Origin of the sequence: Citrobacter sp. On2M (assembly GCF_018035235.1) — a bacterium.
GTDB lineage: Bacteria > Pseudomonadota > Gammaproteobacteria > Enterobacterales > Enterobacteriaceae > Citrobacter > Citrobacter meridianamericanus.
This window is the reverse complement of record NZ_WPCV01000002.1, coordinates 1,162,019-1,184,067: the sequence shown is the minus strand read 5'-3', so window position 1 is coordinate 1,184,067 and position 22,049 is coordinate 1,162,019. Positions and strand designations below refer to the sequence as shown.

Annotated in this window: 20 protein-coding genes and 1 pseudogene; 17 read left to right on the top strand and 4 right to left on the bottom strand. The window is 52.3% G+C overall.

The features are described from left to right. Window positions 1-33: 33 nt before the first annotated feature. Window positions 34-981 carry a VirK/YbjX family protein gene (locus On2M_RS07725; protein ID WP_151219781.1) on the top strand — a complete coding sequence of 316 codons (948 nt, stop codon included), beginning with the start codon at window positions 34-36 and terminating at the stop codon, window positions 979-981. Here the strand turns inward: On2M_RS07725 and On2M_RS07720 are convergent. Beyond that, window positions 978-2,636: an ATP-dependent endonuclease gene (locus On2M_RS07720; protein WP_151219782.1), complete on the bottom strand. Its 1,659-nt coding sequence runs from the start codon at window positions 2,634-2,636 to the stop codon at window positions 978-980. The genes On2M_RS07725 and On2M_RS07720 overlap by 4 nt on opposite strands. Before the next feature lie 369 nt (window positions 2,637-3,005). Here On2M_RS07720 and aqpZ point away from each other — a divergent pair, with 369 nt between their 5' ends. The 5 genes from aqpZ (at window position 3,006) to On2M_RS07695 (ending at window position 9,353) form a co-directional block, all read left to right on the top strand. Then, window positions 3,006-3,701, top strand: coding sequence for an aquaporin Z (gene aqpZ / locus On2M_RS07715; protein ID WP_151219783.1), 696 nt, complete (start codon window positions 3,006-3,008; stop codon window positions 3,699-3,701). Between the two features lie 144 nt (window positions 3,702-3,845). Further along, window positions 3,846-4,745, top strand: coding sequence for a lysine exporter LysO family protein (locus On2M_RS07710; RefSeq protein ID WP_210904578.1), 900 nt, complete (start codon window positions 3,846-3,848; stop codon window positions 4,743-4,745). Between the two features lie 155 nt (window positions 4,746-4,900). Next, complete coding sequence (hcp, locus tag On2M_RS07705; protein WP_151224706.1) at window positions 4,901-6,553, top strand: hydroxylamine reductase; 1,653 nt, start codon at window positions 4,901-4,903, stop codon at window positions 6,551-6,553. Between the two features lie 10 nt (window positions 6,554-6,563). Then, window positions 6,564-7,532 (top strand): NADH oxidoreductase, encoded by a 969-nt coding sequence (gene hcr / locus On2M_RS07700; RefSeq protein ID WP_187253383.1) that lies wholly within the window; start codon window positions 6,564-6,566, stop codon window positions 7,530-7,532. A gap of 201 nt (window positions 7,533-7,733) precedes the next feature. Then, the gene (locus On2M_RS07695) at window positions 7,734-9,353 is read left to right on the top strand and encodes an FAD-NAD(P)-binding protein (RefSeq protein ID WP_210904577.1); all 1,620 of its coding nucleotides are present in this window, start codon (window positions 7,734-7,736) and stop codon (window positions 9,351-9,353) included. A gap of 102 nt (window positions 9,354-9,455) precedes the next feature. On the opposite strand, the pseudogene On2M_RS07690 reads toward On2M_RS07695, so the two are convergent. Beyond that, a pseudogene (locus On2M_RS07690) lies at window positions 9,456-9,629 on the bottom strand (DoxX family protein); the annotation flags it as partial. A gap of 153 nt (window positions 9,630-9,782) precedes the next feature. On the opposite strand from On2M_RS07690, the gene poxB reads away from it, so the two are divergent. The 4 genes from poxB to On2M_RS07670 all read left to right on the top strand — a co-directional run bounded on the left by poxB (window position 9,783) and on the right by On2M_RS07670 (window position 15,210). Continuing rightward, a complete protein-coding gene (gene poxB / locus On2M_RS07685; RefSeq protein WP_151219788.1) occupies window positions 9,783-11,501 on the top strand; it encodes a ubiquinone-dependent pyruvate dehydrogenase in 1,719 nt (572 codons plus the stop codon). Between the two features lie 155 nt (window positions 11,502-11,656). Next, the gene (ltaE, locus tag On2M_RS07680; RefSeq protein WP_061067664.1) at window positions 11,657-12,658 is read left to right on the top strand and encodes a low-specificity L-threonine aldolase; all 1,002 of its coding nucleotides are present in this window, start codon (window positions 11,657-11,659) and stop codon (window positions 12,656-12,658) included. A 10-nt stretch (window positions 12,659-12,668) separates the two neighbouring features. Then, window positions 12,669-14,099 (top strand): SDR family oxidoreductase, encoded by a 1,431-nt coding sequence (locus On2M_RS07675; RefSeq protein WP_187253386.1) that lies wholly within the window; start codon window positions 12,669-12,671, stop codon window positions 14,097-14,099. 97 nt (window positions 14,100-14,196) lie between these two features. Then, entirely contained in the window at window positions 14,197-15,210 is a 1,014-nt protein-coding gene (locus On2M_RS07670) for an NAD(P)-dependent oxidoreductase (RefSeq protein WP_115643591.1), read from the top strand. Here the strand turns inward: On2M_RS07670 and On2M_RS07665 are convergent. Both On2M_RS07665 and On2M_RS07660 read right to left on the bottom strand, forming a co-directional pair. Next, window positions 15,207-16,037 (bottom strand): N-acetylmuramoyl-L-alanine amidase, encoded by an 831-nt coding sequence (locus On2M_RS07665; RefSeq protein ID WP_187253388.1) that lies wholly within the window; start codon window positions 16,035-16,037, stop codon window positions 15,207-15,209. The genes On2M_RS07670 and On2M_RS07665 overlap by 4 nt on opposite strands. Beyond that, on the bottom strand, window positions 16,034-16,357 hold the full coding sequence (locus tag On2M_RS07660) for a heavy metal-binding domain-containing protein (protein WP_001160725.1): 324 nt from the start codon (window positions 16,355-16,357) through the stop codon (window positions 16,034-16,036). The genes On2M_RS07665 and On2M_RS07660 overlap by 4 nt, the downstream gene beginning before the upstream one ends. Window positions 16,358-16,483: 126 nt before the next feature. On the opposite strand from On2M_RS07660, the gene On2M_RS07655 reads away from it, so the two are divergent. From On2M_RS07655 to yegS, 7 genes are all read left to right on the top strand, one after another. Then, the gene (locus tag On2M_RS07655; RefSeq protein ID WP_151219791.1) at window positions 16,484-16,999 is read left to right on the top strand and encodes a lipoprotein; all 516 of its coding nucleotides are present in this window, start codon (window positions 16,484-16,486) and stop codon (window positions 16,997-16,999) included. Between the two features lie 225 nt (window positions 17,000-17,224). Beyond that, a complete protein-coding gene (gene artP, locus On2M_RS07650; protein ID WP_003027295.1) occupies window positions 17,225-17,953 on the top strand; it encodes an arginine ABC transporter ATP-binding protein ArtP in 729 nt (242 codons plus the stop codon). A 16-nt stretch (window positions 17,954-17,969) separates the two neighbouring features. Next, window positions 17,970-18,701, top strand: coding sequence for an arginine ABC transporter substrate-binding protein ArtI (artI, locus tag On2M_RS07645; RefSeq protein WP_187253389.1), 732 nt, complete (start codon window positions 17,970-17,972; stop codon window positions 18,699-18,701). A 6-nt stretch (window positions 18,702-18,707) separates the two neighbouring features. Then, a complete protein-coding gene (gene artQ, locus On2M_RS07640; RefSeq protein WP_016153668.1) occupies window positions 18,708-19,424 on the top strand; it encodes an arginine ABC transporter permease ArtQ in 717 nt (238 codons plus the stop codon). Continuing rightward, window positions 19,424-20,092, top strand: a complete 669-nt coding sequence (gene artM / locus On2M_RS07635) for an arginine ABC transporter permease ArtM (RefSeq protein WP_151219792.1) — start codon at window positions 19,424-19,426, stop codon at window positions 20,090-20,092. Before artQ ends, artM begins: the two co-directional genes overlap by 1 nt. A gap of 180 nt (window positions 20,093-20,272) precedes the next feature. After that, on the top strand, window positions 20,273-21,004 hold the full coding sequence (gene artJ / locus On2M_RS07630; RefSeq protein WP_151219793.1) for an arginine ABC transporter substrate-binding protein ArtJ: 732 nt from the start codon (window positions 20,273-20,275) through the stop codon (window positions 21,002-21,004). Between the two features lie 131 nt (window positions 21,005-21,135). Next, complete coding sequence (yegS, locus tag On2M_RS07625; protein ID WP_151219794.1) at window positions 21,136-22,035, top strand: lipid kinase YegS; 900 nt, start codon at window positions 21,136-21,138, stop codon at window positions 22,033-22,035. Window positions 22,036-22,049 lie beyond the last annotated feature (14 nt).

The following is a 22,049-nucleotide window of genomic DNA, read 5'->3' as shown; positions in this document are numbered from 1 at the left end:
AATTAGTACTAAGGTATCAATCGGATTTTAATTATGAGTCAGCTAACTGAAGGCACTTTTCTTTCCACTAAACCCATTACCAGCTTTGGCCTTTTTTACCGGCTTAGTAGCGGTCATTTACGCCCCGCCCATTGCTGGGATAAAAGGAGCTTTCGTCGTAAGTTTATCTGGCGCTCATTGTTGATACCTCATCTTACTCAGGAATGGATGACAGAACTCGCCCAATGGCCGGATCTTGAAAACCTGCTATCCCGCCAACCCCGACTGCCGGTGCGTTTACATCGTCCTTACCTTGCCGCAAACTTCACCCGTAAAATGCGTTTAGACGCGGTGCGTTTTCATTATCATGTTATCCGCCACGCATTTTTACCCGCAGAATTTAACGCCTTATTAAGCAATGATGGCTTACAGCTGGCGCAAATTGAAGGCAAAGATGACGACGTATTTAACGTCACCATGATGATGTTGCCGGTACTGGATAAAGAGGGAGAAAGTACCATTCAGGTACAAAATAGCGACGGAGACGTACTGACTAAAATGACGTTTACGTTCTGCGAATATAATGGCAAAAGGACATTATTTATTGGCGGTGTGCAGGGCAATGCGCAACTTCCTCACGAAGCAATACAAAAAGCGACCAAGTCCTGTCACGGGATATTTCCAAAACGTATTGTGATGGAAGCCATTTGCCGGTTAGCAGAACGATTGAATATTGATAATGTTATGGCTGTCAGCAATGAACAGCATATCTTTCGCAGCCAACGCTACCACGATAAAAATAAGGTCATTCATTCCGACTACAACGCATTTTGGGAATCAGTTGGCGGCGAGTGCGACAATCTCGGTTACTACCATATTCCACGCACAATCGCGCGGAAAAGCGAGGCGGAAATTGCCAGTAAAAAACGCGCGGAATACCGCCGTCGCTATCAATTACTGGATGCAATACACGCCCAGCTATCCCAACTATTTCGCCACTAATCCGCTCTGCCGCGTGCCAGCCACAGCACGCGGGAAAACATTTTCCGCAGCAGCGTGGGCACCGCGTCAACGCCGCGCCTTCCGGCTTCCATCGCCACCTCAATGGCCAAATCCGGTTTTGATGAACGGTGAATCGCCTTCGAGATAATTTTGCGCATATTCATGGGCACGTTTTCCGGAATTTGCGCCACTCTGTGAAAGACGTCTGCAAACCCCTGGCGATACATAAAGTGTTCCATGTCCAGCGCGGGAAGCATGGTTAAATGATCGCGCTCTTCTTCTCTGTCGTTATTCAACAAACCGCGCACGGTAGCCGCATACTTTTTCCCGGCCTCATCACCGTCGACCAGCACATGCCACTCAATACCCATCCGACGGGCAAACTTCACCAGCGGCTTCAGGCCGGACTGGGCAAATTCAATAACTTTAATACCTTCCGCATCAAAATGGTGCCCGCACTGGCGAGCCAGTTCATTGATAACCCAGGTTTCCGTTTCACCTTCCACCAGCAGCCAACAGCGGGCAAACAATGACGATGCACGATTAAAACGAATATGAAAGGCAATACGACGACCGTCTTCAGCGCTGATCCCACCCGGCCCCAGCCGCCAGGCGGCGACGCGAGAGGACTCACGCACCAGACGGACAACGTGTTCCACGGGCGTCAGGGACAGTAGTTCGCCGGAGTTAGTGGTTGCCACCCGCTGCAGAGGGAGTAGATTCAGCAGGTGCCAGGCGACCGACAGCATAATAGGATGTAAACGTGTTTCCGGGTCTTCAACCAGCAGTAAAGGCCGGGCGTCTTTATCCAGTCTCAGCGTTCCTTTAGCTTGCAACAGCGTCGAAAACAGTCCCAACAGGATCACCCGGTGTGTGCGTCCGCCAGGTTTATCAATCATACGGTTAATAATATCCAGATAGCGCCAGCTACGTTGTTCGTTATTGGAACGACGACGCATCAGCCGATAGCGTGCCTGGCCAGAACCCTGCTCAGAAAAGTAATGTTCCAGCAGTTGTACCATGGCCGATAGCCCCTGACGTATTTGCCCATCGGTCAGGTTTTGCGGTCGGGTAGCCAATTCGCGCGCCAGAAAATCCAGTTGCCGCGCTGTCACTTCGATTTCCGCTGAATCCGGCACCGTACCGTTGCGGATCCGTCGCATAAAACGGGCATCGCGCAAGCGCAATACCGGCATCAAACGCACGAGGTGTCGCGCCTGATCGTTAATATCGTCGAGGGTTAGCGGATGGCCCTCGCCGTCAAGAAAACTGCGTAACGTCAGAACGCTACCGTCATCACCACACTCACCTTCCAGACGATAGAAAATACGGTGATAGCCATCCTGGCACGGCGTCCAGCAGGCTTCCAGAGGACGATAGCGACGCACCCGATGACGGCCCGGCTGAGACTCACGAAACGTCAGGATAATATGCAAATGATGTTCCCGGCCCTGTATATCGCCCGGTGGGAACCAGAAATCTTCGCGGTCAAAGTGGTACAAATCAGTTTCCGGCGACAGCAACAAGGTTAAGGCATCCAGCAGACTGGACTTACCCCACGCGTTCTCACCAATCAGCACGTTGCTCTGCTCCAGCATCAGTGACAGACGGTTAATACCACGAAATCCAACAATCTCAACGCGTTCGAGAATCATATAGCCTCCGGAAATGCTAACTTTTTCCTTCAAGTTATCAGGAGTATAACGGCAAGCGGCGCTCAGGACACCCGATATCATCAGGAGGTTAATCGTAGGACCCCATAATATAAGAATATTCTTCTTATGTTTTCCCTTGAATATTATTTCCGGACTCAATCATCGTCTTTTGTTAATTGAACTATGCTTCATTCATCCAATATTCAAAAAGGAATCACAACATATTGCCTTAAATCAAATTTTTTCATCAATTTAACTGGCGAAGGGATGATGTTTTTTTCTAAAATACCCGCTCTTTCATCATCGTCCCTTTTAGCGATGAATTACCGGGCGAGAAACACGAACCCGGAACTTTTAATTGAGGTGGTTATGTTCAGGAAATTAGCAGCCGAATTCTTCGGTACGTTTTGGCTCGTCTTTGGTGGGTGCGGCAGTGCAGTTTTGGCAGCCGCATTCCCGGAGTTGGGTATTGGGTTTGTCGGTGTGGCATTGGCGTTTGGTCTGACCGTACTGACTATGGCATTCGCGGTAGGACATATTTCTGGTGGACACTTTAACCCAGCGGTAACCTTCGGTTTATGGGCTGGCGGCCGATTCCCGGCAAAAGACGTTATTGGTTACGTTATTGCTCAGGTTGTTGGCGGTATTGTTGCCGCTGCGGCTCTGTATCTTATTGCCAGCGGTAAAGCGGGTTTTGATGCAACAACCAGTGGTTTTGCCTCGAACGGCTTTGGTGAACATTCTCCGGGCGGCTATTCCATGCTTTCTGCCGTAGTGATTGAAATTATTCTGACTGCTGGTTTCTTATTAGTGATCCACGGCGCGACCGATAAACATGCTCCGGCAGGTTTTGCCCCCATTGCAATTGGTCTGGCGTTAACCTTGATCCACTTGATCAGTATTCCGGTTACCAACACGTCGGTGAACCCGGCGCGTAGTACCGCTGTCGCCATCTTCCAGGGCGGCTGGGCATTACAACAATTGTGGTTCTTCTGGGTTATGCCGATTATCGGTGGGGTCCTCGGCGGTCTTATTTACCGCACTCTGCTGGAAAAACGCGATTAATCGCTAACAAAAAAGGCCTGGCGCAAGTCAGGTCTTTTTTATCCTCTCTATATTTCCTTTTATTTGCAACTTTACTCCCCTCTTTGCTTTGAGTAGTGTGTGCTGGCGCATTTCGTCTTACTTCTCAGCAAGGATCTGATTTTCATGTTTTCAGGGCTGTTAATCATTCTGGTTCCCCTTATTGCGGGCTACCTTATTCCGCTTCGGCACAGGGCTGCATTAAAACTCATCAATCGCCTGTTAAGCTGGATCGTTTACCTTATTCTCTTTTTTATGGGTATCAGTCTGGCGTTTCTGGATAATCTCGCCAGCAATCTGTTAGCCATTCTTCATTATTCTGCCGTCAGCGTGACGGTCATTTTGCTGTGTAATATTGCCGCACTGTTCTGGCTGGAGCGCTCGCTGCCCTGGCGACACAATCATAAGCAAGAAAAGCTACCTTCGCGAATCGCAATGGCGTTGGAGTCTCTCCAGCTGTGTGGCGTTGTCGTCGTGGGTTTCCTGCTCGGCCTCACCGGTATTTCCATTCTGCAGCACGCCACCGAAGCCAGCGAATATACGCTCATATTTTTACTGTTCCTCGTGGGTATTCAACTGCGCAACAGCGGCATGACCTTAAAGCAAATCGTGCTGAATCGCCGGGGGATGATTGTGGCGGTGGTCGTCGTTGCCAGTTCGATGTTGGCGGGGGTTATCAATGCGTTGATTCTCGACCTGCCGATGAAAACCGCGCTGGCGATGGCATCAGGTTTTGGTTGGTACTCCCTGTCCGGTATTCTGTTGACCGAATCGTTCGGACCGGTGATTGGTAGCGCCGCTTTCTTTAACGATCTGGGTCGAGAACTGATCGCTATTATGTTGATTCCAGGCCTGGTCGGTCGCAGCCGCTCTACCGCGTTAGGGCTATGTGGCGCGACATCAATGGATTTCACCCTGCCCGTATTACAACGTAGCGGCGGTCTGGAAATGGTTCCCGCAGCCATCGTTCACGGCTTTATCCTGAGTCTGTTAGTGCCTCTGTTGATGGCCTTTTTCTCCGCCTGATACACAGACAAATACCTCTCTGGCGGTAGTCAGCTACCGCCAAAATTGCGCTAAATCAATCTCCCTGCAAGTTGTAGCAGAAATCTCTTTTATCCCTTCGCGCACAGGCATAACCTCAAACATGTATATCAAATATAACTTTAAAAGGTGTGACCATGTTTTGTGTGCAATGTGAACAAACCATCCGTACTCCGGCAGGAAACGGCTGCTCTTACGCGCAGGGTATGTGCGGTAAAACGGCCGAAACCTCCGATTTGCAGGATCTGCTGATTGCTGCCCTACAAGGTCTGTCTGCATGGGCTGTTAAAGCACGTGAATACGGCATCATCGACCATGAGGTTGATAACTTTGCGCCGCGTGCATTCTTCTCCACGCTGACTAACGTAAACTTCGATTCCCCGCGTATTGTTGGCTATGCCCGTGAAGCTATCGCCATGCGCGATGCCCTGAAAGCACAATGCCTGAATATCGACGCGAACGCAGCGGTCGCTAACCCGATGGCCGATCTACAACTGGTCAGCGACGATCTGGGCGACCTGCAACGTCAGGCGGCTGAATTTACCCCAAATAAAGATAAAGCAGCCATTGGCGAGAACATTCTCGGCCTGCGTCTGCTGTGCTTGTACGGCCTGAAAGGTGCCGCTGCCTATATGGAACATGCGCACGTTCTCGGCCAATACGACAACGCTATTTACGCGCAGTACCACAAAATCATGGCGTGGTTGGGTACCTGGCCTTCCGATATGAACGCTCTGCTGGAGTGCTCAATGGAAATCGGCCAGATGAACTTCAAAGTGATGAGCATCCTGGATGCTGGTGAAACCACGAAATATGGCCACCCGACCCCGACTCAGGTCAACGTTAAAGCAACCGAAGGTAAATGTATTCTGATCTCCGGCCACGACCTGAAAGATCTGTACAACCTGCTTGAGCAAACCGAAGGGACCGGCGTGAACGTCTATACCCACGGTGAAATGCTGCCGGCGCACGGCTACCCGGAACTGCGTAAGTTCAAACACCTGATCGGTAACTACGGCAGCGGCTGGCAGAATCAGCAGGTTGAATTCGCCCGCTTCCCAGGTCCAATCGTGATGACCTCTAACTGCATCATCGACCCAACCGTTGGCGCTTACGATGACCGTATCTGGACGCGTAGCATCGTCGGCTGGCCAGGTGTGAGCCACCTTGAAGGTGACGATTTCGGTCCGGTTATTGCTCAGGCGCAACAGATGGCTGGCTTCCCGTATAGCGAAATTCCGCACCTGATCACCGTTGGTTTCGGTCGCCAGACCCTGCTGGGTGCTGCTGATACGCTGATTGACCTGGTCAGCCGTGAAAAACTGCGTCATATCTTCCTGGTGGGCGGTTGTGACGGCGCACGCGGCGAACGTAACTACTTCACCGACTTCGCGACCAGCGTGCCAGACGACTGCCTAATCCTGACCCTGGCCTGTGGTAAATACCGTTTCAACAAACTGGATTTCGGTGATATTGAAGGTCTGCCACGTCTGGTGGATGCCGGTCAGTGTAACGATGCTTACTCTGCCATCATCCTGGCGGTAACCCTGGCTGAGAAACTGGGTTGTGGCGTGAACGATCTGCCGCTGTCTCTGGTGCTCTCCTGGTTCGAACAGAAAGCGATTGTTATTCTGCTGACCCTACTGTCGCTTGGCGTGAAAAATATCGTTACTGGCCCGACTGCACCTGGTTTCTTCACGCCAGACCTGCTGGCAGTGCTCAACGAGAAGTTTGGTCTGCGTTCCGTAACCACTGTTGAAGAAGACATGAAGCAACTGCTGAGCGCGTAAGGAGTAAAGAATGACAATGCCAACTCATCAGTGCCCATGGCGGATGCAGGTTCATCACATCCATCAGGAAACGCCGGATGTATGGACAATTTCGTTGCTGTGCCACGACTATTATCCGTACCGCGCCGGGCAGTATGCACTGGTCAGCGTACGTAATTCAGCGGACACGCTGCGTGCTTACACTCTTTCTTCGACGCCGGGCGTTAGCGAATATATTACGCTGACTATCCGCCGGATTGACGAGGGTGCAGGTTCACAGTGGCTGACCCGCGACGTGAAGCGCGGCGACTATATCTGGCTGTCCGATGCCATGGGTGAATTCACCTGTGAAGATAAAGCAGAAGACAAGTTCCTGATGCTGGCAGCCGGCTGCGGCGTTACGCCAATCATGTCAATGCGTCGCTGGTTGGCAAAATACCGCCCGCAGGTTGATGTGCAGGTGATCTTTAACGTTCGTTCGCCGCAGGATGTCATTTTTGCTGACGAATGGCGTGAATATCCGGTGACGATAGTCGCTGAAAACAACGCCACTCACGGCTTTGTTTCTGGTCGACTGACTACCGAACTGCTGCAAAGCGTGCCAGATCTGACTTCGCGTACGGTAATGACCTGCGGCCCGGCGCCGTATATGGATCTGGTCGAAAAAGAAGTGAAAGCGCTGGGCGTGACGCGCTTCTTTAAAGAGCAGTTCTTCACCCCAGTGGCAGAAGCTGCCACCAGTGGTCTGAAGTTCACCAAACTGCAGCCGGCGAAAGCGTTTTACGCGCCGGTGGGTAGCACGCTGCTGGAAGCACTGGAAAGCAATAAAGTCCCGGTTGTCGCTGCCTGTCGTGCGGGCGTTTGCGGCTGCTGCAAAACCAAAGTGGTTGACGGTAACTACACGGTCAGCAGCACCATGACGCTGACCGACGCGGAAATCGCTGAAGGGTATGTGCTGGCCTGCTCCTGTCATCCGCAGGGTGATTTAGTGCTGGCGTAATTAGCTGACCTCTGATGTACAAAAGGCTGCCAGGCTCAACCGGGTAGCCTTTTTTTTATGCTGACAGGCGCTGCAAAATTCCGATTTTTCCCCCGCTTCGACAAAATTCTTCCTTCATCCCACAATTTATCGACCACACTTACTCTGCACTGATTAAGCAATATTCCCGACTACCACGTCGAACTTTCTACAAGGACCCCCATGAAAAAAGTGGCCATCGTCGGCGTCGGTCCCACCGGAATCTATACGCTTCATGCCCTGGTGGAACGTGGTGAACCGCTGGAAATAGAGCTTTATGAGCAAGCTGAGGAAGCAGGCGTCGGCATGCCTTACAACAGCGACAACAACGCAGACTTCATGCTGGCAAATATAGCCAGCATTGAGATCCCACCGATTTATATCAGTTATCTGACGTGGCTACAGAATCAAAGTGATGACTATCTGGCGCAGTTTAGGATTGAACGGACGTCTCTGCATGAACGGCAATTTTTACCCCGCGTGCTCCTCGGTGACTATTATCGCGATCGTTTATTCGCTATCGTCGAGAAAGCGCGAGGCTCAGGCTTCACGATTAGCATAAACGAATCAAGCGAAGTCACCGACCTGCGCGCAAACCCGAATGGCGTCTCGCTGTGGATCAATCATGCTTCACAGCCAGTCGAGGTGGATTTCGCCGCCATTGCCACCGGTCATCTGTGGCCTGAAACGGATGTACAGACGCGGAAGTTTTTCCCCTGTCCGTGGACCGGTCTGATGGATGTACAGATTAGCGCTTGCCGGGTGGGAATTCTTGGCACCTCGCTCAGCGCGATTGACGCGGCGATGGCCGTGGCCTGCCAACACGGAGCCTTCACTACCGGGGCTGATAACGCACTCCAGTTTATCTGTAAATCCGACAGCCAAAGCCTGAAGCTGACCCTGATGTCGCGCAGCGGCGTGCTGCCTGAAGCGGATTTTTACTGCCCTCTGCCCTATGAATCGTTGAATATCGCAACGCCAGAAGCAATTGAAGACGCCATTGCCCGTGGGCAAAAAGGATTACTGGACCGTATTTTCCGGATTATTGCGCAACAATTACAAGATGCCGCTCCACAGTGGAGTCGAGAGATAGCACTTGAGGAACTTAATGCCGATACATTCCCAGAGGCCTACTTTGCCGACAGGCTCGAGCACGATCCTTTTGAATGGGCGAAGCGCAACCTGATTGAAGTTGAACGCAACAAACAGGAACAGCGCACCGTTGCGTGGCGCTATACCCTGCTACGACTACACGAGGTTATCGAAGAGATCGTCCCACATCTTGATCCGCTTGATGAAAAACGCTTTAAGCGAGGACTGGCGCGCGTATTTATTGATAACTATGCGGCAATCCCTTCTGAATCAGTACGCCGACTGCTGGCGCTCCACGACGCCGGACTAATTGAGATCCTTACACTTGGTGCGGATTATGAGCGCACGAATGAACAGGAAATGACGGTAATTTATCACCACGGTCGACGCAGCGAATTTGATGTGTTTATTGACGCCCGAGGGCAGCGGGCATTGCAGAGCAAAGATATCCCTTTCCCAACGTTACGCGCTCAGTTGCTGGCCTGTGGCGATAAGATCCCGGATATCGGTGAAGATTACACGCTGCAAGCGCCAGAAAATGCCCGCAACCGCCTTGCCTTTGGCGGGTTGCCGTGGTTAATGCACGCTCGTCCCTTTATTCAGGGTCTGGTGGTTAGCGCTGAGATAGGCGCCGCGATGGCAAAGGCACTGACGCAACGTGCGCAAAGGCGTCGGCACAATCTGTGGGACACTGGCGAGCTGGATGAGTAAATGGATTTAATGGCGAGGCGGGCAAAATGTTAACGCGTTGCTGCCTCAGTATTGACGCTCAGACAGCAAACTACCGCCAGGTCGAATTCCCGGCAATGGAAAAAAGCCTGGGAAACCTTTCGCTATCAGCATGCCGCTGATGCCATCAATACCCGCGAACAGTTTATGCAGCCCATGAAACAGCATCAGTCCACCGACAGCAAGGCGTAACAAAAACTTGCCAAAACCCGCATGATCGCGCATCCGGTTAACTGTATTTAATAGTTTTATAACCATTTGAATTTATTACTTGTTTCACTATGTGCAATTAACAAACTACAGTTAATACAGATTAAATGAAACCTGCCGGAAATAAGGGGTAATGAGAAGCATAACGATTATCTTCATCTAAACTTGTAACCGGTATCACATCAGAGGAGAAGGAAAACCATGAAACAAACGGTTGCCGCTTTTATTGCTAAAACACTCGAACAAGCTGGCGTAAAACGCATTTGGGGTGTAACGGGTGACTCACTCAATGGCCTTAGTGACAGCCTTAATCGTATGGGAACAATTGACTGGATGCCAACCCGTCATGAAGAGGTTGCGGCCTTCGCCGCGGGCGCTGAAGCACAGTTATCAGGCGAGCTGGCTGTCTGCGCAGGCTCGTGTGGACCCGGAAACTTGCACCTGATCAACGGCCTGTTTGATTGCCACCGCAACCACGTCCCGGTGCTGGCGATTGCCGCGCATATTCCATCCAGTGAAATAGGCAGCGGTTATTTTCAGGAGACCCACCCGCAAGAGTTGTTCCGTGAATGTAGCCACTATTGCGAGCTGGTGTCCAGCCCTGAGCAGATCCCCCAGGTGTTAGCTATAGCTATGCGTAAAGCGGTGCTCAACCGTGGCGTCTCCGTGGTGGTATTACCCGGCGACGTGGCGCTGAAGCCCGCCCCTGAAAGCGCCACCACGCACTGGTACCATGCGCCGCTCCCGGTAGTCACCCCGGAAGAGGAAGAGCTGAGAAAACTGGCGCAACTGCTGCGCTACTCCAGCAACATCGCCCTGATGTGCGGCAGCGGCTGCGCCGGTGCGCATAAAGAGCTGGTTGAGTTTGCGGCTAAGATCAAAGCCCCGATCGTGCACGCTCTGCGCGGGAAAGAGCATGTTGAGTACGACAACCCTTACGACGTGGGTATGACCGGGTTAATTGGCTTTTCATCCGGCTTCCATACCATGATGAATGCCGACACGCTGATTTTGCTCGGCACCCAGTTCCCCTATCGCCCGTTCTATCCCACCGACGCCAAGATTATTCAAATTGATATCAACCCTGCAAGCATTGGTGCGCACAGTAAAGTTGATATGGCGCTGGTAGGCGATATTAAATCCACCCTCCGCGCCCTGCTGCCTTTGGTGGAAGAAAAAACCGAGCGGCAGTTCCTGGATAAAGCGCTGGAACATTATCGCGAAGCACGCAAAGGGCTGGATGATTTAGCCAAACCCAGTGATAAAGCCATTCACCCGCAATATTTGGCACAACAAATCAGCCACTTCGCCGCTGACGACGCCATCTTCACTTGCGACGTGGGCACACCAACGGTTTGGGCGGCGCGCTATCTGAAAATGAACGGCAAACGCCGCCTGATCGGCTCCTTTAACCACGGGTCGATGGCCAATGCCATGCCGCAGGCACTCGGCGCACAAGCGACTGAACCGGGACGTCAGGTCATCGCCATGTGTGGTGACGGCGGCTTTAGCATGCTGATGGGCGATTTTCTGTCGGTGGTACAAATGAAATTGCCGGTGAAAATTATTGTCTTCAACAACAGCGTGCTGGGATTTGTAGCGATGGAGATGAAGGCTGGTGGTTATCTGACCGACGGCACCGAACTGCACGACACGAATTTCGCGCGGATTGCCGAGGCCTGTGGTATCACGGGCATTCGCGTGGAGAAATCTTCAGAGGTTGATGAGGCGCTGCAAAGGGCGATGTCAATTGACGGTCCGGTGCTGGTCGATGTGGTGGTGGCAAAAGAAGAGCTGGCGATCCCGCCGCAGATCAAGCTCGAACAAGCCAAAGGTTTTAGCCTGTATATGCTGCGCGCTATCATCAGCGGACGCGGTGATGAAGTGATCGAACTGGCGAAAACTAACTGGCTCAGGTAAAACATCCTTATTAAACCACACACAAAATCATTCATGATGCATCAAGGCGGCAAGCCCGAAAATCCCCAGGAGCATAGGAATACTATGTGACTGGGGTTTGAGGGTGCGGCCAACGGCGAGGCAGCTTGAAGGATGAAGTGTAATAAGGAGATACCATGATTGATTTACGCAGTGATACTGTCACCCGACCCAGTCGCGCCATGCTCGAAGAGATGATGGCCGCCCCGGTCGGGGACGACGTCTACGGTGATGACCCTACCGTTAATGCCCTCCAGCAATACGCAGCCGAGCTTTCTGGTAAAGAAGCCGCAATTTTCTTACCTACCGGCACTCAGGCGAACCTGGTGGCCCTGCTCAGCCATTGTCAGCGCGGCGAAGAGTATATCGCCGGTCAGGGCGCGCATAACTATCTCTACGAAGCGGGTGGCGCAGCGGTGCTCGGCAGCATTCAACCGCAACCCATCGATGCCGCGCCGGATGGCTCCCTGCCGCTGGACAAAGTGGCAGCAAAAATCAAAGCAGACGATATCCATTTTGCCCGCACCCGTCTGCTCAGTCTGGAAAACACACATAACGGCAAAGTGCTGCCGCGTGAGTATCTGAAAGAGGCCTGGGAATTCACCCGGGAGCGCAACCTTGCCCTGCACGTCGACGGCGCGCGTATTTTTAACGCCATCGTCGCCTATGGCTGTGAGCTTAAAGATGTCACACAATACTGCGACTCGTTCACCATTTGTCTTTCCAAAGGTCTGGGAACGCCGGTAGGCTCGCTGCTGGTCGGCAGCCACGAGTACATCAAGCGTGCCATTCGCTGGCGAAAAATGACCGGCGGCGGAATGCGCCAGGCTGGTATTCTGGCGGCGGCCGGGCTGTATGCGTTGAAAAATAACGTGGCGCGTTTGCAGGAAGACCATGACAACGCTGCCTGGATGGCTGAACAGCTGCGCGAAGCAGGTGCGGACGTCATGCGCCACGACACCAACATGCTGTTTGTTCGCGTTGGCGAAGAGCACGCTGCCGCGCTGGGCGAATACATGAAAGCACAAGGCGTGCTGATTAACGCCTCGCCGATTGTGCGCCTGGTGATGCATCTGGACGTATCGCGTGAACAACTTGCTGAAGTCGTCGCCCACTGGCGCGCTTTTTTAACCCGCTAAGGAGATAGGTGTGCCGCAACGGATTTTGGTTCTTGGCGCCAGTGGCTACATTGGTCAGCATCTGGTAAAGGCACTCAGCCAACAAGGGCATCAGGTGCTGGCTGCGGCACGCCGCATTGAACGGCTGGAAAAGCAGCAACTGGCCAACGTCAGTTGCCATAAGATCGATTTAAACTGGCCAGATAATCTTGCGCCGCTGCTGATCGGTGTTGATACGGTCTATTATCTGGTCCACGGTATGGGTGAAGGCGGTGATTTTATCGCCCACGAACGCCAGGTGGCGATGAACGTACGCGATGCGCTACGTAATACCCCGGTCAAACAGCTTATTTTCCTGAGCTCATTGCAAGCTCCCCGGCATGAACAATCCGATCATCTGCGTGCGCGGCAAATAACCGCCGATACCCTGCGTGAATCAGGCGTACCGATGACTGAATTGCGTGCTGGCATCATCGTCGGGGCAGGTTCCGCTGCCTTTGAAGTGATGCGCGACATGGTCTACAACTTGCCGGTTCTCACTCCTCCACGTTGGGTGCGTTCGCGAACAACACCTATCGCGCTGGAGAATTTGATGTATTACCTGGTGGCGCTGTTGGATCATCCCACACAACATAACCGCGTACTCGAAGCCGCCGGACCGCAGGTGTTGAGCTATCAGGAACAGTTCGAACATTTTATGGCGGTCAGCGGTAAACATCGCCTGCTGATCCCCATTCCCTTTCCTACCCGCTGGATTTCGGTTTGGTTTTTAAACGTCATTACGTCGGTGCCGCCGACCACGGCAAAAGCACTGATCCAGGGCTTAAAACACGACCTGTTGGCCGATGACACCGAATTACGTGCGTTGATCCCGCAAAAGCTGATTGCCTTTGATGACGCAGTGCGCAGCACGTTGAAGGAAGAGGAAAAGCTGGTCAACTCCAGCGACTGGGGTTACGACGCGCAGGCGTTTGCCCGCTGGCGTCCTGAATATGGCTATTTCGCCAAACAGGCTGGCTTTAGCGTCGAAACCTCCGCCAGCAAAAAAGCGCTGTGGCAGGTCGTGAATCGACTTGGCGGCAAAGAAGGCTACTTCTTTGGCAATATTTTATGGAAAACGCGTGCGGCGTTAGATCTGTTGGTCGGCCATAAGCTCGCTAAAGGCCGACCGCAACACCCGCTGTTACAAGTTGGCGATACTGTCGATAGCTGGAAAGTTATCATTGTTGAACCCGAGAAACAGCTGACGCTGCTGTTTGGAATGAAAGCGCCAGGTTTGGGTCGCCTGAGCTTCACGCTGGAAGATAAAGGCGATCACCGACGCATTGATGTACGCGCCTGGTGGCATCCACACGGCATGCCAGGTCTCTTCTACTGGTTGTTGATGATTCCAGCCCATCTGTTTATTTTCAGAGGTATGGCGAAGCGTATTGCCAAACTTGCAGAACAAATCACAGACTAATGCGAAAAAGAGACTGTATTCTTTCATGTTTCCCATTGCATACAGACGTAATTCACGGAAGAATGCGCACGACGTTTTTTAAACACAGTGGATTGATATGAAGGTACTGGTTACCGGAGCCACCAGCGGCTTAGGCCGAAACGCGGTTGAGTTCTTATGTAGCAGAGGCGTCAGCGTCAGAGCGACCGGTCGCAACGAAGCGATGGGCAAGCTGCTGGAGAAAATGGGCGCAGAATTTGTGCATGCCGATTTGACCGAGCTGGTTTCCTCGCAGGCAAAAGTGATGCTTGCCGGCATTGACACGCTGTGGCACTGCTCCAGTTTTACCTCACCGTGGGGAACTCAGGAAGCCTTCGATCTGGCCAACGTCCGCGCAACTCGCCGTCTGGGCGAGTGGGCAGTGGCCTGGGGCGTTCGTAACTTCATTCATATCTCCTCGCCGTCGCTCTATTTTGATTATCACCACCATCGCGATATCAAAGAGGACTTTCGTCCCCACCGCTTCGCCAATGAATTTGCCCGCAGCAAAGCGGCTGGCGAAGACGTGATCGCGTTGCTGGCACAGGCCAACCCGCAGACCCGTTTTACGGTATTGCGTCCGCAAAGTCTGTTCGGACCTCACGATAAAGTATTCATTCCCCGTCTGGCCCATATGATGTACCACTATGGCAGCATCCTGTTGCCGCACGGCGGAAGTGCACTGGTGGATATGACCTACTACGAAAATGCGGTGCACGCGATGTGGCTGGCAAGTCAGCAAGCCTGCGATAAGCTGCCGTCAGGTCGCGCGTACAACATTACCAACGGCGAGCATCGCACTCTGCGCAGCATTGTGCAGAAGCTCATCGACGAGCTGAATATTGATTGTCGGATCCGCTCCGTTCCCTACCCGATGCTGGACATGATTGCCCGCAGCATGGAGCGTTTAGGCAATAAATCGGCAAAAGAGCCAAAACTGACGCATTACGGCGTCTCGAAGCTAAATTTTGATTTTACCCTGGATACTACCCGCGCTCAGGAAGAGTTGGGTTATCAGCCCATTGTGACGCTGGATGCAGGAATTGAACGTACCGCGGCCTGGTTACGTGACCACGGTAAGCTGCCGCGTTAGCCCTGCCCGTATTTCTCCAGTAACGCTTCGGCAATCGCCTGAGTTTCTGCATCCGCCACGCCGTTCCACAACGTCGGGCGGAAGTGCATCTGGAAGGCCATAATCACCCGCTGCTGTTCACGCGGCGTCATATCAGATTTTATCTCATAGCCGTAACGCGACAGCAGATCGAGTAAAGATTCGGTTGCTACCGGCGTGTGAGGCGCTCGCCCGGCAAGATAAAATGCCACACGCTGAGGGTCCGGCCACGCGCCAATGCCCTGTTCGGCCAGCACTTTCCATGGGAAAAGCGGTCCGGGATCGTCCTTTCGTTGCGGGGCGATGTCCGCATGGGCTACCACGTTCTGCGGTTTGATGTCGTAGCGGGCGATAATATCTTTCGCTAATGGGATCAGCGCCTGAATCTGCGCAGGCTCAAACGGCGCAAAATATTTTATCCCTGCCGATTTTTGCCAGCCGCGGTTTTCCAGCTCAATGCCAATTGAGGTATCGTTGATGCGCGTAGCGCCGCGCCAGAAGCTAATCCCCGCATGCCAGGCCAGATCTTGTTCGGGGACCAGTTGCCAGATGCGCGGTTTGCCGTGGTAGAGCGGCGGCACAGCCGGGATCAGATAGTGCGAACTGACGTTTTTATCCGTCAGCGTAGCCAGAGAAGAATCAAAATCATCCGCCGTGTAATGGATAACCAGCACTTTAATGCGCGGGTAAGCAGCCTGCGCCTGACGCCGGGTGTCTAACTGATACCCTTCTTTGTCGACAATGCCTTTTTCGCCAGCGCACCCCACCAGCAGCAGCGTAAATGCCAGTAGATACAGCAGACGCTTCATCGGCGGGTTTTCACCGCAGTGCCGCTGACGCTCACCATCAGCATACTGCCGTCTTTGCCCACGGTTTCGTAATCGATATCGATACCGACAACGGCATCAGCACCCAGCGCTTTAGCCTGTTCACCAAGCTCCTGAAAAGCAATTTCGCGCGCTTTTCGCAGCTCTTTTTCATACGCGCCGGAGCGACCGCCGACAATATCGCGGATGCCAGCAAAGAAATCGCGGAAGATATTCGCGCCTAGAATGGCTTCACCGGTAACAACACCGCAGTATTCCACGATGCTTTGCCCTTCCAGCGTAGGGGTAGTCGAAAACTGCATGTTTAATCTCCTTTTTGCGCTAAGAGCACGATCTCAAAAGCATTATCGAACCGATCCACTATCATTGAAAGGATATATTCTATCAACGTAGAACACTAATAGTAGAAAGCTAATAAGGAAATCATTATGCGCTACTCGAAACTCTCTCTGCTGGTCCCCTGTGCACTCCTTCTCAGCGCCTGTACTACCGTGACGCCGGTTTATAAAGATAACGGCGCACGTAGTGGTTCATGCGTAGAAGGTGGGCCAGACAGCGTGGCTCAACAATTCTATGATTACCGTATTCAGCATCGAAACAATGATCTTACCCCACTTCGTCCATACCTTAGTGACAACCTGGCTAAACTGCTGAACGATGCCAGTCGCGATAACGCGCATCGCGCTCTGTTTAACAGCGATCCGTTCTCCAGCCGCGCCACACTTCCGGACAGTGCCAGCGTCGCCAGCGCATCAACTATTCCGAATAGTGATGCACGCAACATCCCGCTACGCGTAGAACTTAAACAAGGCGATCAAAGCTGGCGTGATGAAGTGCTGATGATCCGTGAGGGCCAGTGCTGGGTCATTGATGATGTCCGCTATTTGGGCGGCAGCGTACACGCGCCAGCCGGGACGCTGCGCCAGTCTGTCGAAAACCGTTAATCGCCCCATTTACTCACCCAAATCATAACCCCCATTAATTGTCTGGCATTCTGCATAGAATGCCGACAATTATTCTTGCCCGCTGGTAGCCCCGCTATTTTGTGCTATGTTTAGATAAGAATGCGGTTTGCATTTAACTTTTAACGCATAAATATTGCATAACTATTCTGTCAAAGGTAGTATCTGCGGCTTCAATAGCTATCAGACTGCCAGTATCGAGTGTCAATGAGTATTCAATTAAACGGCATTAACTGCTTCTACGGCGCACATCAGGCGCTGTTCGATATCACGCTGGATTGCCCTCAGGGTGAAACACTGGTGTTACTTGGCCCAAGTGGAGCCGGGAAAAGCTCGCTACTGCGCGTACTCAACCTGCTTGAGATGCCGCGCTCGGGCACGCTCTCTATTGCAGGTAACCGTTTCGACTTCACAAAAACCCCGTCAGATAAAGCCATTCGGGATCTGCGTCAAAACGTCGGCATGGTCTTTCAGCAATATAATCTTTGGCCGCATCTCACGGTGGTGCAGAACCTGATTGAAGCGCCCTGCCGCGTACTGGGTCTGACAAAAGAGCAAGCGATGGCGCGTGCCGAGAAACTGCTGGAACGTCTGCGCCTTAAGCCATACAGCGATCGCTATCCGCTGCATCTCTCCGGTGGTCAGCAACAGCGTGTCGCCATTGCCCGCGCGTTGATGATGGAACCGCAGGTGCTGCTGTTTGATGAGCCTACCGCAGCGCTTGATCCGGAAATTACCGCCCAAATCGTCAGCATCATTCGTGAACTGGCGGAAACCAATATTACTCAGGTGATCGTCACCCACGAAGTGGAAGTTGCTCGTAAAACGGCCAGCCGTGTGGTGTACATGGAAAACGGTCATATCGTCGAGTTTGGGGATGCGAGCTGCTTTGCCAACCCGCAAACCGAAGCGTTTAAAAACTATCTTTCTCACTAAGATTCGGGACAATACAATGAAAAAAGTTCTGATTGCCGCGCTAATCGCAAGTTTTAGCCTTTCCGCTACCGCAGCCCAAACCATTCGTTTCGCCACCGAAGCGTCTTATCCTCCGTTTGAATCGATCGATGCTAACAACAAGATCGTAGGGTTTGACGTTGATCTGGCGAATGCGCTGTGTAAAGAGATTGACGCTACCTGTACCTTCACCAATCAGGCCTTCGACAGCCTGATCCCGAGCCTGAAATTCCGCCGTTTTGACGCGGTAATGGCCGGCATGGACATCACGCCTGAACGTGAAAAACAGGTTCTGTTCACCACTCCGTATTACGACAACTCTGCGCTGTTTGTTGGCCAACAGGGTAAATACACCAGCATTGATCAGCTGAAAGGCAAAAAAGTTGGTGTTCAAAACGGTACTACGCACCAGAAATTCATCATGGATAAACATCCGGAAGTGACCACCGTGCCGTATGACAGCTACCAGAATGCCAAACTCGATCTGCAAAACGGGCGTATTGACGGCGTCTTTGGTGATACCGCTGTAGTGACTGAATGGCTGAAAGACAATCCAAAACTGGCCGCGGTTGGCGACAAAGTCACGGATAAAGATTACTTCGGCACCGGTCTGGGCATCGCTGTGCGCCAGGGCAATACCGAGCTGCAGCAGAAATTTAACGCTGCGCTGGAAAAAGTGAAAAAAGATGGGACTTACGAGACCATCTACAACAAATGGTTCCAGAAGTAATATTTGATGAATGAATTTTTTCCTTTAGCAAGCGCCGCCGGGATGACCGTCGGCCTTGCCGTTTGTGCGCTGATCATCGGCCTCGCGCTCGCCATGTTTTTTGCCGTCTGGGAGTCAGTAAAATGGCGCCCGGTGGCATGGACGGGTTCTGCCCTGGTCACCATCCTGCGCGGTCTGCCGGAAATTCTGGTGGTTCTGTTTATCTATTTCGGCTCCTCACAGCTGCTGCTGACGCTGGCCGATGGCTTTACGATCAATCTCGGTTTTGTACAAATCCCGGTGCAGATGCAGATCGAAAACTTCGACGTCAGTCCATTCCTGTGCGGTGTCATTGCACTGTCATTGCTGTATGCCGCTTACGCGTCGCAAACGCTGCGTGGCGCGCTCAAGGCCGTACCACTCGGGCAATGGGAGTCAGGTCAGGCGTTAGGTTTGTCTAAAGCTGCGATCTTCTTTCGTCTGGTGATGCCGCAGATGTGGCGTCACGCGCTGCCGGGACTGGGAAACCAGTGGCTGGTATTGCTGAAAGATACTGCGCTGGTCAGCCTTATCAGCGTCAACGATCTGATGCTGCAAACCAAGAGTATCGCCACGCGTACCCAGGAGCCATTTACCTGGTACATTGTGGCGGCGGCTATTTACCTGGTGATTACGCTGGTGAGTCAGTACATTCTCAAACGCATTGACCTGCGCGCGACACGTTTTGAGCGGAGACCGGGCTGATGCTTGAGTATTTACCTGAATTGTTGAAAGGGCTGCATACCAGTCTGACGCTGACGGTCGCCTCCATCGTAGTTGCTCTGGTGCTGGCGCTGATTTTCACTGTCATCCTGACGCTTAAGACGCCGATCGTGGTCTGGCTGGTTCGCGCCTATATCACGTTGTTTACCGGTACACCGCTGCTGGTGCAAATATTCCTGATCTACTACGGGCCAGGGCAGTTTCCGACGTTGCAGGAGTATCCGGTTCTATGGCATCTGCTCTCTGAACCGTGGCTGTGCGCTTTAATTGCCCTGTCGTTAAACAGTGCGGCCTATACCACCCAGCTGTTCTATGGCGCTATCCGTGCAATCCCGGAAGGCCAGTGGCAATCCTGCAGTGCGTTGGGGATGAGCAAGAAGGATACGCTGGCGATTCTGCTGCCGTACGCCTTTAAACGCGCCCTATCTTCGTATTCCAACGAAGTGGTGCTGGTGTTTAAAAGTACTTCACTGGCATACACCATCACGCTGATGGAAGTGATGGGCTATAGCCAGCTGCTGTACGGTCGTACTTATGACGTGATGGTTTTCGGCGCGGCTGGCGTGATTTATCTGATCGTTAACGGCTTGCTGACGCTGATGATGCGCTTAATTGAACGTAAAGCACTGGCCTTTGAACATCGTAATTAAGCGAAATAACTGCATAAACCTAAAAACACAAGACGGGCAAGTCTCACAACAGCCCGTCTTTTTTTACGCCAATAAAAATATTTAATCATTTTTATTGCATATAAATTCATTAAATGGCATTGTTAGTCCACGCCGCAGACACGGTAAATAATCATAAGATAGACAGACGGGAGTTCCACCATGAAAAAGTTAGTACTGGCTGCATTACTTGCTACTTTCGCCGCTGGCGCCTCAGCTGCTGATAAAATTAATTTCGGTGTATCAGCGACTTACCCGCCATTTGAGTCGCTGGACGCCAGCAATAAAATTGTCGGTTTTGACATCGACCTGGCAACGGCGCTGTGCAAACAAATGCAGGCTGACTGTACTTTCACCAATCACGCTTTCGACAGCCTGATTCCCGCGCTGAAATTTAAGAAATATGATGCGGTAATTTCCGGAATGGATATTACGCCTGAGCGTAGCAAGCAGGTTGCATTTACTCAGCCTTACTATGCCAACTCCGCGCTGGTGATTGCGAAAAAAGACACCTATAAAACCTTTGCCGACCTGAAAGGTAAACGCATCGGTATGGAAAACGGCACCACGCACCAGAAATACCTGCAGGACAAGCATCCTGAGGTGAAAACCGTGGCCTACGATAGCTATCAGAATGCGATTATCGACCTGAAAAATGGTCGTATTGATGGCGTATTTGGCGATACCGCCGTGGTTAACGAGTGGCTGAAAACCAATCCGCAGTTAGGCGTAGCCACTGACAAAGTGACCGACCCACAATACTTCGGAACAGGCCTTGGCATCGCGGTTCGCCCGGATAACAAAGCCCTGCTGGAAAAACTAAACAGCGCGCTGGCGGCCATCAAAGCGGACGGCACCTACCAGAAAATCAGCGATCAGTGGTTCCCCCAGTAACGTCTGTCCAATCTGAAAAGCCGCTCTCTGCGGCTTTTTTTATCTCTTTGCCTGCGCTTTCAGTCAGTTCTTACGCCATAAATGCATTCCTGGCATACACTTGTTAAAACGAAAAAAAGTGAGGCAAAAGGATGATAGCATTCCCTGCCAGTTTACTGATCCTCAATGGAAAAAGTGCTGATAATCTTCCCCTGCGTAACGCTATTACACAGTTGCGTGATGAGGGCGTGGAAATCCATGTTCGCGTTACCTGGGAAAAAGGTGACGCCCAACGCTACGTTGATGAAGCTCGTCAGTTGGGCGTTGAAACGGTGATTGCCGGCGGCGGCGACGGCACAATAAACGAAGTCTCGACGGCGCTTATCCAGTCGCAGGGCGGCAATATACCGGCGCTGGGTATTTTACCGTTGGGAACGGCAAATGACTTTGCCACCAGCGTAGGTATACCCGACGACATTGATAAGGCATTAAAGCTGGCTATCGCCGCAAATGCGACGGCGATCGATATGGTGCAGGTCAATGATAAAACCTGTTTTATCAACATGGCGACCGGCGGCTTCGGCACACGCATCACTACCGAGACACCAGAAAAACTCAAGGCTGCGTTGGGTGGCGTATCATACTTTATCCACGGATTAATGCGCATGGATACGCTCAAACCCGACGTCTGCGATATCCGTGGAGAAGATTTTCACTGGCAGGGTAAGGCGCTGGTGATTGGTATCGGTAATGGTCGTCAGGCTGGTGGTGGGCAACAGCTTTGCCCGACGGCGCTGATCAACGATGGTCTGCTGCAACTGCGCATTTTTACCGGCGAAGAACTGTTGCCAGGGCTGCTTTCGGCGTTAACACAATCCGAAGACAACCCTAACATCATCGAGGGCGCATCATCATGGTTTGATATCCGCGCCCCACACGAAATTACCTTTAATCTCGATGGCGAACCGCTCAGCGGACAGGAGTTTCATATTGAAATCCTGCCCGCGGCGTTACGTTGCAGACTGCCGCCGGGTTGTCCACTGTTGCGCTAACACGACAACATCCC